The 12810-nt window shown below is 60.4% G+C and carries 12 protein-coding genes; 5 read left to right on the top strand and 7 right to left on the bottom strand.

Annotation, left to right across the window (positions count from 1 at the left end):
• Positions 1 to 132: 132 nt before the first annotated feature.
• Entirely contained in the window at positions 133 to 1116 is a 984-nt protein-coding gene (gene zntB / locus MMS95_RS16945; protein WP_044031144.1) for a zinc transporter ZntB, read from the bottom strand.
• 154 nt (positions 1117 to 1270) lie between these two features.
• On the opposite strand from zntB, the gene MMS95_RS16940 reads away from it, so the two are divergent.
• The 3 genes from MMS95_RS16940 (at position 1271) to MMS95_RS16930 (ending at position 3458) form a co-directional block, all read left to right on the top strand.
• A complete protein-coding gene (locus MMS95_RS16940) occupies positions 1271 to 1972 on the top strand; it encodes a hypothetical protein (protein WP_156865968.1) in 702 nt (233 codons plus the stop codon).
• Positions 1924 to 3015 (top strand): hypothetical protein, encoded by a 1092-nt coding sequence (locus MMS95_RS16935; RefSeq protein WP_156865967.1) that lies wholly within the window; start codon positions 1924 to 1926, stop codon positions 3013 to 3015. The genes MMS95_RS16940 and MMS95_RS16935 overlap by 49 nt, the downstream gene beginning before the upstream one ends.
• Before the next feature lie 194 nt (positions 3016 to 3209).
• Positions 3210 to 3458, top strand: coding sequence for a hypothetical protein (locus MMS95_RS16930; protein WP_004930507.1), 249 nt, complete (start codon positions 3210 to 3212; stop codon positions 3456 to 3458).
• 159 nt (positions 3459 to 3617) lie between these two features.
• Here MMS95_RS16930 and MMS95_RS16925 read toward each other — a convergent pair whose 3' ends face one another.
• Together MMS95_RS16925 and MMS95_RS16920 are read right to left on the bottom strand one after the other, a co-directional pair.
• On the bottom strand, positions 3618 to 5252 hold the full coding sequence (locus MMS95_RS16925) for an ABC transporter substrate-binding protein (protein ID WP_198525010.1): 1635 nt from the start codon (positions 5250 to 5252) through the stop codon (positions 3618 to 3620).
• A gap of 160 nt (positions 5253 to 5412) precedes the next feature.
• The gene (locus tag MMS95_RS16920) at positions 5413 to 5763 is read right to left on the bottom strand and encodes a hypothetical protein (protein ID WP_156865965.1); all 351 of its coding nucleotides are present in this window, start codon (positions 5761 to 5763) and stop codon (positions 5413 to 5415) included.
• A 206-nt stretch (positions 5764 to 5969) separates the two neighbouring features.
• On the opposite strand from MMS95_RS16920, the gene mpaA reads away from it, so the two are divergent.
• Positions 5970 to 6677 carry a murein tripeptide amidase MpaA gene (mpaA, locus tag MMS95_RS16915; protein WP_004930517.1) on the top strand — a complete coding sequence of 236 codons (708 nt, stop codon included), beginning with the start codon at positions 5970 to 5972 and terminating at the stop codon, positions 6675 to 6677.
• A 3-nt stretch (positions 6678 to 6680) separates the two neighbouring features.
• On the opposite strand, the gene ycjG is transcribed toward mpaA, so the two are convergent.
• Positions 6681 to 7655 carry an L-Ala-D/L-Glu epimerase gene (gene ycjG / locus MMS95_RS16910; protein WP_156865964.1) on the bottom strand — a complete coding sequence of 325 codons (975 nt, stop codon included), beginning with the start codon at positions 7653 to 7655 and terminating at the stop codon, positions 6681 to 6683.
• A gap of 225 nt (positions 7656 to 7880) precedes the next feature.
• On the opposite strand from ycjG, the gene tpx reads away from it, so the two are divergent.
• Positions 7881 to 8384: a thiol peroxidase gene (tpx, locus tag MMS95_RS16905; protein WP_004930536.1), complete on the top strand. Its 504-nt coding sequence runs from the start codon at positions 7881 to 7883 to the stop codon at positions 8382 to 8384.
• Between the two features lie 60 nt (positions 8385 to 8444).
• Here tpx and tyrR read toward each other — a convergent pair whose 3' ends face one another.
• The 3 genes from tyrR to MMS95_RS16890 all read right to left on the bottom strand — a co-directional run bounded on the left by tyrR (position 8445) and on the right by MMS95_RS16890 (position 12785).
• A complete protein-coding gene (tyrR, locus tag MMS95_RS16900) occupies positions 8445 to 10016 on the bottom strand; it encodes a transcriptional regulator TyrR (RefSeq protein WP_004930541.1) in 1572 nt (523 codons plus the stop codon).
• A gap of 313 nt (positions 10017 to 10329) precedes the next feature.
• Complete coding sequence (locus MMS95_RS16895) at positions 10330 to 11391, bottom strand: YcjF family protein (RefSeq protein WP_156865963.1); 1062 nt, start codon at positions 11389 to 11391, stop codon at positions 10330 to 10332.
• Positions 11388 to 12785: a YcjX family protein gene (locus MMS95_RS16890; protein WP_033632929.1), complete on the bottom strand. Its 1398-nt coding sequence runs from the start codon at positions 12783 to 12785 to the stop codon at positions 11388 to 11390. The genes MMS95_RS16895 and MMS95_RS16890 overlap by 4 nt, the downstream gene beginning before the upstream one ends.
• Positions 12786 to 12810 lie beyond the last annotated feature (25 nt).

Genomic DNA, 12810 nt, shown 5'->3' with positions numbered 1-12810 from the left:
GAAAGTAAGACAATTATGGAGCGCAACGCCCATCGCTTGACGTTGCATTCACCTGCGAGAGAGATCATGCCCCATTTCCCCCGGCTAAATGTTGATATTGCTCAATGTTAACCGGGTTTTCGTCATTTTTGCCTACAGCCAGCGGCTGCGCTTCAGCCACCAGGCGACGCCAAGCACCAATCCGACCAGCATCAGGCAAAATGCCGCGAAACCGAAAGGATTACCGCCGCCCGGAATACCGCCAAGGTTGACCCCGAACAACCCGGTCAGGAAAGTGGTGGGCAGAAATACCATCGCCAACAATGACATGGTGTAAGTGCGGCGGTTCATCGCGTCGGCCATCACCGTGGTGATTTCGTCGGACAAGATGGCGGTGCGCGCGATGCTGCCGTCCAGATCGTCCAATCCCCGTCCCAGGCGATCGGCGATATCCTGCATGCGCCGACGATCGTCATCGCTCATCCACGGCAGGCGGTCGCTGGCCAGCCGCGCGAAGACGTCGCGCTGCGGCGCCATGTAACGGCGCAGCACGATCAGCTGTTTACGGATCAGCGCCAGCTGGCCGCGCTCCGGCACCTGCTGCTCCAGCAAGGCGTCCTCCAGATCGATAATCTTGTCGTGCAGATCCTCGATAAATTCGCTGGTGTGATCGGTCAACGCATCGGAAATTTCCACCAGCCAGCTGCCGCTGTTGGTCGGCCCGGCGCCGCTTTGCAGATCGTTCACCACCTGATCGATGGAATACACCTTGCGGTGCCGGGTGGAGATAATCAGCTTGTCGGTGATATATACGCGGATGGTGACCAGCTGATCCGGCCGGGAATTAGCGTTAAAGTTGATGCTGCGCAGGGTGATCATGGTGCCTTCGCCCTGGCGGCTGACGCGCGGCCGCGAGCTTTCGCCGGAGAGCGCTTCACGCACCGAGTCCGGCAGCAGCGGCGTGGTACTCAGCCATTCAGCGCTGGCCGGGTGCGCGTAATCAAGATGCAGCCAGCACGGCGCCTCGCAGGTGATCTTGTCATCCCGCTCGATCGGCGTGACGCCCCCCTTGCCGTCGAGCTGGTAGGCGTAAACCGCATCGGCGACCTGCAGCTCGCTCCCCTCAATCACATCCATTCATTTATCCCCTCAGTCTTGCTTATGTTGCTGAGTCTAGCGTTAACGCCTTGGAGATCAAAGGCCAAGCTGTAACGCCAGTTTTCTCGTTGTCCCATAAACGTGATCTATACTTCTGCCGCAAGGAACGAACGGAGAACCGCAGGAGATCGCCATGCTAAAAACTTTTCTGGACATCGTCGTACCCACCGTAGGGGCCTTTGGCGCGATGTTTTTCGCCCTCGTCAAAATGCCCTTCCGCATTCGGCGGGAAAACCACGATAAGCTGCTAAACCTGCTCGAATCCGTCGAGAAGCCCCAAAGCGCCCCCATACGCCTGTTACGCTTTCGCGACTATATCGGCAACAGCAGCGCCAGCCTCACTGCGCTGCAGCTGCTGTTGGCGTTACCGGACAGCGTAGCGGCGCTGGAACGCTATCGCTTCACCGGTGGCCGCCAGCAAATCTTGCGCGCCACGTCCGCTGGCTTCGTGTTGCGGCCAAGCGCCAATAACGCTTTCAAACGTTTCCTGCTTTCCTGCCGCTATTTCTTGCTGTATTTGGTGTTCGTTACGCTGCTGGTGCTGTTCCCCGCTTTGACTCAATGGGGGCTGCAGCAGTTTGGGGTATTGATCACGCCCCATTCACTCCACTATCTGCCTAATGCGCGCATCACCGACGGCTGGCAGCTGCTGTTCCCCGGCCTATTATTTATTATGATTATGTTCAGCCTGGCATTCCTGACCTTCAGGCAGCTGGCACGCGCGGGTAACCTCAGTTCGGAACGCGCCTTTTATCGCTACTATCAACGCGCGCGTGAGGAACAACGATGCAGGGAAGTCCTGAGACAACTGCGCACGGTGCTGCGCCGAACCTGACGAGGCGCCGCCGCCTGCGCTGCATCGCCATGGCCACTCTGCTGCTGTTCGGCCAATCGGTTCGCGCAGAACCGGTGTTAGAACGTCTCGCCACGCCCTACCACGCGCCGACGGCGGCGGGTTCCCTGCCTTATTTTGTCGCTCGCGCTCGATCCCCCCAGCCGCATACCGCGCTGGTGGTGATGCACGGGCATCCACGCGACGCCGCCAAGACGTTGCAAGCGGCGATCGATGCCGCGCAGGGAGCGGGAGACAACAGCTTGCTGGTCGCCCCGCTGTTCCAGGTGCCGGTGAAACTCGCCGCCCGCTGCCATTCCGCCGGTCTGCCCCAGCCGCAAGACGGTGACGCTCTCTGGCGCTGCGGCTCGTGGATCGCAGGCGGTTTGGATAATGGCGGGAAAACCGGCTCGTTCAACGCCATGGATAACCTGCTGGCCGATCTGAAACGGCGTTGGCCGTCGCTGCAGTCGATCACCGTGGCCGGTTTTTCCGCCGGCGCCCAGTTCGTACAACATTATGTCGGCTTTGCTCATCCGCCAAGCGGAGTGCGTCTGCGCTATGTGGTGGCCGATCCCGGCAGCTGGCTCTATTTTGATCGCCTGCGCCCTCTGCCCACAAGCTGGGGAAGCTGCGGCATTGAAACAGCCTGCCGTTTCCGCTGGCAAACGCTGGACGCCGGCCGCTGCCCGCAGGCCAATCGCTGGAAATACGGTCTGGAAGCGCTTCCCGCTCACCTGCAGCGCACTGCAGACGCGGCTCGCAGGCGCTATGCTGCGGCCGATATCACTTATCTGGCCGCCGCCGATGATACCGGCACCGCGCCGGGCGCCTACTATCGGATACTCGACAAATCCTGCGCCGCCCAGCTGCAGGGTCCTTATCGGCTGCAGCGCGCCCTGGCCTATGCCGACTATGACCGACGTTATCTGGCGCCGGATAAGCCGCATCGGTTAACGATCGTGCCCGGCTGTGGGCACAACGTCGCCTGCGTCTTTCCCGCGCCGGCGGCCAGGCCGGCGCTGTTTCCCATTAATGCAGACTAATAATAACGGCAATGAAATAAACCCTTGCCGATAAATCAGACAATATCACCGATAAAGCGCTGGTAATGCCGTTATTATTATGACTTAACATATTGCTATCAATTTTAATTCAAAATGATAATAATAAATCAACACAAAGCTGTTTCAGCGCAAATTTTAGGGGCATATACTTTTCTCACTACGAGGAGGTAGTTATGTTACGCGACCATTTAAAAATAAACGCCAGCGATACGCTGGAAAAAATCAGCAATATTCATTTGCAAAACCAGGGCCAGGAAGAGATCAGTGAGTTCGTGGTGAAAAACGCCGCCGGCCTGCAGATTGGCAAGGTCTCCGTCCACGATCGTTTCAGTACCCGTCGTTCTTATCCCACCAGCTACCGCATTACTCAGACCGATATGAGCGGCCGCGTAGTGGTGGACGCCATGCGGGACTGTCTGTAAGCGTAACCGCTCTCTGAAATAGACAATATTAATGTGATGATGGCAACCCCGTTTATTATTAAACGGGGTTTATCGCGTGGAAAATTAATTAGTCTCGTGGTTTCGCCGCCGAAAAAAAATAACGCCCCCACATTGCGCGGGGGCGGTAAATAAACCAACTCAGTGTTTGATGATATACATCGTTTGGCTATAGGCCACGTCTTCCGGATTGGTGATCGGGTAGCCTTTTACCCACGGTTTGATCAGGCGGCCGTTGGTATATTGGTATATCGGCGCGATCGGTGCCTGATCGGCAATGATCTGTTCCATCTTGTTGTAATCGGCGGTCACCGCCGCCGGGTTGGTTTCCCGCCCCGCCTGCGCCAGCAGCTTGTCGTAGTCCGCATTCTTGAACTTGGCGATATTGCCGCTGTGGGTGGAGATCAGCAGCGACAGGAAGGTCGACGCCTCGTTATAGTCACCCACCCAGGAGGCGCGGATCACATCGAAATTGCCGGTATTGCGGCTGTCGATATAGGTTTTCCACTCCTGATTCTGCAGCTTGACGTCAATACCGAGCTTTTTCTTCCACATCGAGGCCACGGCGATGGCGATCTTCTGGTGGCTTTCCGAGGTGTTATACAGCAGCGTCAGCTTCAGCGGGTTGTTCGGGCCGTAACCGGCTGCCTGCAGCAACGCTTTGGCCTGCGCGTCCAGCTCCGCCTGCGGCTGCTGTTGCAGCAAGCTCGCCTCGGGTTTGAACCCGGCGGTCACGTCCGGCGTGAAGTGATAGGCCGGTTTTTCGCCGGTGCCCAGCACTTTTTCCGCGATAATCTTGCGATCGATGGCATAGGACAAGGCCTGGCGCACCCGCACGTCGTTGGTTGGCGCACGCTGGGTGTTGAACGCGTAATAATAGGTGCCCAATTGATCCGGCGTGTACACCTGCCCCGGAATGTCTTTCAGCAGCTTCTGATACATGTTTTTCGGGAAGGATTCGGTGATGTCGATGTCACCCGCCAGGTAACGCTTGGTGGCGTTGGATTCCTGGTTGATCGGCACGAAGGTCACTTTGGTCAGCACGGTGCGCGCATGATCCCAGTAATGGTCGTTAGGCGTCAGCACCAGCTTCTCGTTCACCACCCGCTCCTGCAGTTTGAACGCGCCGTTGCCCACCAGATTGCCGACCTTGGTCCAGTCGTTGCCGTATTTTTCCACCACCGCCTTGTTCACCGGGAACAGGCTGAAGTTGGCCGTCAGGCTGACGAAGTACGGCACCGGCTTGTCCAACTGCACCTTGAGCGTGTAGTCATCCGGCGCCGATACGCCCAAGCGATCGGCAGGCAGTTTGCCGCTGATGATCTGCTCGGCGTTCTGGATCCCCGCCAGCTGCGCGAACCAGGCGAACGGCGACAAATTTTTCGGTTCTACCAGCCGCTGCCAGCTGTAAACGAAGTCTTTTGCCGTGACAGGGTCACCGTTTGACCACCGCGCGTCTTTACGCAGATGGAAGATATAAGTCTGGTTGTCGCTGGTCTGCCAGCGGGTGGCGACGCCGGGGATCACTTTGCCGTTGGCGTCCTGATTGACCAGCCCTTCGAACAGATCGCGCGCCAGCTGTGCCTCCGGCAAGCCCACCGCTTTGATTGGATCGAGCGAGGCCGGTTCGTCTTTAATGTGACGCACGATTTCCTGTTTGTCCGCCAGCGCGGTGCCCGGGGGAACCTGCGCCGCCATGGCGCTGCTTATACAGGCGCCGATCGCCGCCGCGCAGAGCGCCAAACGAAAACCCCGTTGCATTTTTTTTCCCGTCATTGTGATTTGTCCCCCGTTAACCATCTGAATTTTTTATCATATAGCACAAGATCCATCCGGCCTAGCGCTCACGGCCGAGAAGTTGCAAAAAGTGCGATTCAGGCGATAAAAAAACCCGTGCGGCACAGGGCGGCACGGGCGGTGTTTGCAGCGGCGACCGTCAGTCGTACAGGTGGATGCTGTTGATGCGGTAGCTGAACTCTTCGTCCTCTTCTTCATCGAACACGGTGAAAAAGCCTTTCTCGGCCAGCGGACGTGCCGAGATATCGGTTTTTTGCAGCTGGCGCGCATCTGCGTCGTCGTAACCGTAGTCGAGGTAGAAGGCATCTTTCTGGTAATCGATATGCAGGGTGAACGGATAGTTCGATTCGTCCCCGCGCCCGTCGTCGTTTTTCACCACGCCGAACCATTCCCCCTGGCGGATCTGGTTTTCAGCGTCTACGCCGCACAGCAGCGTGATGGTGTCATTTTCATTTTCGCTATAGCTGGCGATGATTCTGGCTACTGGCATGTTAAATCCTCTTGCGGGTGATTGGCTTAGCTCTGCCGTTAGTATAACAACAGCCTCAGGCCAGGTGCGGTTTAATTGGCGTTTTCGCCGCTACCGCATCACAGATCGCGCAAACGCCGCACAATTGCGATGGGAAAGATGTCTCAAAGCGTAATACACTGAATAAAATGACAATGACTCTCGGCCTTTAACTCAGGGACAATACCATGACCGAACATCGACCACGCAGTGAACGTGGCCAGTTGGCCATCGCAGGAGAGAACTACGGCAGCTCGCTGCTGGGCGCACCGCTGCTCTATTTCCCAGCGGCGGTCAGCGGCCCGCAGACCGGGCTGATCATCGCCGGCACCCACGGCGATGAGAGCGCCGCCATCGTAACCCTGTCCTGCGCGCTGCGCAGCATCGCCCCCGAACAGTTGCGCCACCACGTGGTGCTGGCGGTCAACCCCGACGGCTGTCAGCTGGGGCTGCGCGCCAATGCCAACGGCGTCGATCTGAACCGCAACTTCCCGGCCGCCAACTGGCGCTCCGGCGACACCGTCTACCGCTGGAACAGCGCGGCGCCGGTGCGCGACGTCAGGCTCTCCACCGGCGGGCGCCCCGGCTCCGAACCGGAAACCCAGGCGCTGTGTCATCTGATCCATCGCCTGAAGCCGCATTGGGTGGTGTCGTTCCATGAGCCGCTGGCCTGCATCGAAGATCCCGCCAGCTCGCGGCTCGGCGTTTGGCTGTCGCACAAGTTCGAACTCCCGCTGGTGACCAGCGTCGGCTATGAAACGCCCGGTTCGTTCGGCAGTTGGTGCGCGGATCTGTCGCTGCCGTGCATCACCGCCGAATTCCCGCCGATCTCCGCCGATGCCGCCAGCGAGCGTTACATCGACGCGATGACCGAGTTGTTGACCTACCCGGATTAATCCCTACGGGGCGATATCGACGATCGCCCCGCATTCGAACGCCAGGCCCGGTTCGGCGTCTCGCGCCAGCCAGGTCGGGCCGTCCAGATCGACGAAGCGCGCCGCCGGCGCCAGCGGCAAGGCAGCGGATATCGCCCGCGACGTACATAACATGCAGCCGAGCATGATGGCGAACCCTTGTTCGCGCGCGGCCTGCGCCAGCGCCAACGCCTCGGTCAAGCCGCCGGTTTTGTCCAGTTTGATGTTGACCATCTGATAGCGTTGCGCCAGCTGCGGCAGATCGGCACGGGTGTGGCAGCTCTCATCGGCGCAGATCGGCAGCGGATGAATAAAGTGCTCCAGCGCGGCGTCGTCACCGGCCGGCAGCGGCTGCTCCAGCATCGCTACGCCGAGATCGGCCAACAGCTGGCAGCGCGCCGCCAGCCCTTCCGCCTGCCAAGATTCATTGGCGTCGACGATCAGCGTCGCCTGCGGCACCGCGGCGCGGATCGCCACCAGCCGCTCGCTGATATAGTGATCGTCGAGTTTGATCTTCAGCAGCGTGGCGCCCTGCCGCTCCAGCTCACGCGCGGCGAAGGCCATCGCTTCCGGCGTGCCGATGCTGACGGTCTGCGCCATGCTGATCTGCGCCGGCGCCGTCACGCCGCTGCGCTGCCACAGGCTTTGCCCGTGCAGACGACACTCCAGATCCCACAGCGCCGAATCCAGCGCGTTGCGGGCCGCGCCCGCCGGCATCTGCGACAGCAGCTGCTCGCGGGTGATGCCCCGCGCGATCGCCGGCGCCATCTCAGCCAGCTGCGCCATCACCGATTCCTCGCTCTCGCCATAGCGCGGATACGGCGTGCATTCGCCGACGCCGCGCACGCCCTGCTGTTCGATTTCGACCACCACCACCCGGGCTTCGGTGCGGCTGCCGCGCGCGATCACGAAGGCGGTGTGCAGCGGCCAGGCTTCCGGGTAAAAACGCATGTCTCTCATAACGGCTCCTGAGCGAAAACTGCGCATCCAGGCAGGCTGATGCGCCGGTGATGTTTTATAGAACAGCCTAATATATACAACTATTTAGCAAACTTTGATATCCAATCCGCCCCGCTTGTCATAAACTGGCGCCAGGGTGTGAACCTGATGTTAACAGCCGTCGCCGGCGCGCCGTTCCATCAGGTTCATACCCTTTGTATAAACACCTGTAAAAGGAATCTAGCAATGACTCAGACAGTACATTTTCAAGGCAATCCGGTCAGCGTAGCGGGCAAACTGCCACAGCAGGGCGAACAGGCCAAGGCCTTCTCGCTGGTTGCCAAAGACCTGTCAGACGTAGCGCTGAGCAGCTTCGCGGGTAAACGCAAAGTCCTGAACATCTTCCCAAGCATCGATACCGGCGTCTGCGCGACGTCGGTGCGTAAATTCAACCAGTTGGCCAGCGGCCTGGATAACACCGTGGTGCTGTGCATTTCCGCCGATCTGCCGTTCGCGCAGTCGCGTTTCTGCGGCGCGGAAGGCCTGAGCAACGTGGTCACCCTGTCCACCCTGCGCGGCGCCGAGTTCAAACAGGCATACGGCGTTGAAATCGCCGAAGGTCCATTGGCGGGCCTGACCGCGCGTGCGGTCGTGGTGCTGGATGGCCAGGACAACGTGCTGTACAGCGAGCTGGTGAACGAAATCACCACCGAGCCGGATTACGACGCGGCGCTGGCAGCGCTGAAATAATAACAAAGCCGGCGTTCGCCGGCTTTGGAAACACGCTAAAGGCGCCGCAAGGCGCCTTTCTTATTCTTCGCCCTCGGCGCCGCCTTTACGGCTGCTCAGGCCATACTCGCGCAGCTTGTTGGCGATGGCGGTATGGGAAACGCCCAGGCGCTTCGCCAGCTTGCGGGTGCTGGGATAGGTGCGATACAGGCGCGTCAGCACCGAGCGCTCGAAACGCTTGCTGATGTCGTCCAGCGAGCCGTCCAGCACCTCGTCGCCCAGCGACATTTCCACCTCGAACTCCGGCAACACGATATCCTGCGGCCGCAGCTCGTAGCCTTCGGTTTGCGTCAGCGCGCGGTAGATGGCGTTTTTCAGCTGGCGCACGTTGCCCGGCCAGCCGTATTTGCTGAGGAAGCCGCCCAGATCGCTCGCCAGCTTGGGCCGCGCTACGCCCTGTTCATCGGCGAAGCGCGCCACGAACAGTTCGGTCAGCGGCATGATGTCCTGCGGACGTTCGCGCAGCGGCGGGATGGTGATGGTCAGCACGTTGAGGCGGTAATAGAGGTCTTCACGGAATTCGCCGCGCTGCACCAGCTCGGTGAGGTTTTTCTGGGTGGCGCAGATCACGCGCACATCGACGTGCACCTCATGCTCTTCGCCGACTCGGCGGAAGGTGCCGTCGTTGAGGAAACGCAGCAGTTTGGTCTGCATGCGCGGCGACATTTCGCCGATCTCGTCCAGCAGCACCGAACCGCCGTTGGCCTGCTCGAAGAAGCCTTTCTTGCCTTCCAGCGCGTTGGGATAAGCGCCCGGCGCATGGCCGAACAGCTCGCTCTCCACCACGTCATCCGGCAGCGCGGCGCAGTTCAGCGCCAGGAACGGCTGCTTGCCGCGCGGGCTGCGCAGGTGGCAGGCGCGGGCCAGAATATCCTTGCCGGTACCGGTATCGCCGACGATCAGCAGCGGCGCATCGAGCATCGCCAGCTTGCGCGCCTGCTCCAGCACGTGACGCATCTTGGCGCTCACCGCGACGATGTGGTCGAATTCGGTATCGTCGTTCACCGACAGATTTTGCAGTTGGCGGCCCATTCGCGCGGTGGACTTCAACATCACCACTGCGCCGACCGCAGCCGGCTGTTGCTGTTCGTCCTCCAGATAGATAGGCGTAATATCCATCAGGAAGTCCTGGCTGCGGATCACCACCCGTTCTGAGTGCGGCGCCGTATGCTCGCTCTCCAGCCAGCGGCTGAAGTTATAGCCGCCGATCAGCGCCCCGGCGGTCTGGTTGCGGATCTTGTCTTCGCTCAGGCTGAACAGCGCCTGCGCCGCCGGGTTGGCCAGCTCGACCTTGCCCTTCATGTCGATAGAGAACACCGGCTCCGGCATCGACTCCAGCAGCGCACGCAGCGCGCGATGCTCGCGTTCGGAAGGCATAAAGCTGACGGTGCGCACGTCGGTCACGCCGGCGATGCGACGGATCTCCGCCATCAACGCGCGGAAAGTATCGAAGTCCAGCTGGGAAAAATTGAGGTAAATGCGGCCGATGGGATCGATCTCGATGCCACGTAAGTCAATGCTGCGCGATACCAAAAGATCGAGTAATTCTCGAGTGAGACCGAGGCGGTCTTCGCAAAATACTTCCAAACGCATCAGTGTTGGCCTTATCTCTGCAAGTGCGGGGATCGTTGACGATGATGATACTCCCTCGCACCGGGCGGTAGAAGCGATCTGTCAGCAAAAGTTGACAGAACTCTGATTTATTGCCGTGGTTGCTGATTTTAAACGCAAGTGAATAACAGCATCGGCGTCATTTTAGCCTACAAACAGAGAGTTATCACAACCATAATTAATTTTGCAGAGATTTATCACGCAATCACAGGGGGATCGGCTGTCGTCAAGTCTCGATTACGTCCGGCGCCGGCGCCGCTCAGAAAACGGCGCTCCTGAGAGCGCCGTCGCGGGGTTATTTGGCCTTGCCGTCGCCCTTTTTCAGCGTATCTTTCAATTGGCCAATCAGTTGGCTGCGGAAATCGCCGAGCTTCGGTTTTTCCCCTTCCAGCCACGGCAGCGGGCGGCACAGTTCCATCGCCTTGATGCCCAGTCGCGCGGTCAACAGCCCGGCGCCAATGCCCTGCGCCGCGCGCGCCGACAGCCGCGCCGCCAGATCCTGCGACATCCAGTCCATGCCCACTTCGCGCACCAGCTCGGAAGCGCCGGCGAAAGCGATATTGAGCAGCACCAACCGGAACAGACGAATGCGGCTGAAGTAACCCAGTTCGATGCCGTACAGCGCGGCGATGCGGTTGATCAAACGGATGTTGCGCCAGGCGATAAACGCCATATCCACCAACGCCAACGGGCTGACGGCGATCATCAGCGTCGACTCGGCGGCGGAGCGGCTGATTTCGCGCCGCGCCTGGTTGTCGAGCACCGGCTGCACCAGTTTGGCGTACAGCTCCACCACTTCACGATCGTTTTGCGTTTCATGCAGCGAGGCCTGCCAGCGCTGCAGCGCCGGATGCCCCTGATCCAGCCCGGCCTGGCGCGCCAACTTCTCGCAGAATTCGCGCCCTTGCCCCAGCCCGTGGCTGTGCAACAGCTCGCGCGCCACGTCGCGCTCTTCCGCGCGCTGGCGCAGCCGATACAAACGCCGCCACTCGGTGACCACCGAACCGACGCCAGCGAACACGATCAGGCCGCCGGCCACGCCGCCGCCCATGGCGATCCAGTCCTGCTGCACCCAGGCGTTATGCACCCACTGCACGCCCTGCGCCACCACGCTGACGCCGAACAGCGCCAGCCCGGCGGTCACCATTTTGCGCCACAGGCTGCGTTTCGGCTTCAGCGCGGCGTTAATGATGCCTTCGGCGCGCCCTTCTTCCTCCTCCTGCTGCAGCTCCGGCGCCGCCGGAAAGAAGCTCTCCGCCTGCTCGGCGTCGAAAGCGACGCCGGCGCGCAACGCCGGTTCCTGCGGCGGCTGCAGCGGCTCGTCAAAATCGATACGCGGTTTGATCGGCTCGCTCATCGCAATTTGTCTCCCAATAAAAACTCCATTACCGCATCCAGGCGGATGTGCGGCAACGGTGTGTCCACGCTCATGGCACGCGGACGAAATTCATCGAAGTGGAACCCCTGGCTCTGCCAGAACGCCGGCCCCGGCAGGCGGGCGGGCACTTCGCCAGGGAACACCGTCAGCGGCGCGCCGTCGCTGAGGCGGTTGCCCTTCAGCGCCGGGATACGCTGCCCCTGATGATCGACGATGCCGCTCTCGGTCGCCTGCACCGAGGCCAGGCCGACGCAATCCATGCTGATGCCTTCGAACGCCGCATTCTGCCACGCCTCTTGCACCAGCTGTTGCAGCAAGGACACCAGATTGGCATGCTGATCGGCGGTGATATGGTCCGCCTTGGTGGCGGCGAACATCAGTTTGTCGATGGTCGGCGAGAACAAGCGGCGAAACAGCGTGCGCTTGCCGTAATGGAAGCTCTGCATCAGCTGGGTCAGCGCCAGACGCATGTCGTTGAATGCCTGTGGGCCGCTGTTGAGCGGCTGCAGGCAGTCGACCAGCACGATTTGCCGATCAAAACGGACGAAATGCTCTTTGTAGAAGTTCTTGACGATCGACTGGCAGTAGTAATTGAAGCGAGCGCGCAACATGCCGATGTTGGTATGCTTGTCGGCCTGCGCCAGCTTCGACTCGCCGATCGCGGCCACGTCAGGCCACGGGAAAAACTGCAGCGCCGGCGCGCCAGCCATGTCGCCCGGCAGCACGAAACGGCCCGGCTGAATGAAGTGCAGCCCTTCGCTCTTGCAACGCAGCAGATAATCGGTGTAGGCCTGGGCGATCGCCGCCAGGCGGTTTTCGTCGGCCGGCGCCAGCGGATCGCAGGCTTTGCACAGCTCAAGCCAGGGCTTGGCCCATTCGGCGCGTTCGCCCTGCAGCAGCCCAGTCATCTGGCGCGACCAGGCCAGGTAATCCTGTTCGAGCATCGGCAGATCCAACAACCATTCACCAGGATAATCGACGATCTCCAGGTACAGCGTTGAGGTGTCTTTGAAGTGGCGCAGCAGCGAGTCGTTGGAGCGGTAGCGCAACGCCAGACGAATTTCGCTGACGCCGCGCGTCGGCGTCGGCCAGGCCGGCGGCGTGCCGTACAGCTGCGCCAGCCCTTCGTCATAGGTGAAACGCTGGATGCCGAGATCGCGCTGCGGGATGCGTTTAACGCCCAACAGGCGTTCTTCGCGCACCGGTGAAAACAGCGGCATGCGCGCGCCGCTGTGCACATGCAGCAGTTGGTTAACGAAAGCGGTGATAAAGGCGGTTTTGCCGCTGCGGCTCAGGCCGGTCACCGCCAGGCGCAGATGGCGATCCATTCCGCGGTTGACCAGCGAGGTTAACTCATTTTGCAGTCGTTTCATTTTGCCTGGAGTCACATCCTTTTAT

This window comes from Serratia sp. PGPR-27, assembly GCF_022678525.1.
Classification (GTDB): Bacteria; Pseudomonadota; Gammaproteobacteria; order Enterobacterales; family Enterobacteriaceae; genus Serratia; species Serratia nematodiphila.
Note: the sequence above shows the minus strand (reverse complement) of the source record. Positions and strands in the feature narration are given on the sequence as shown.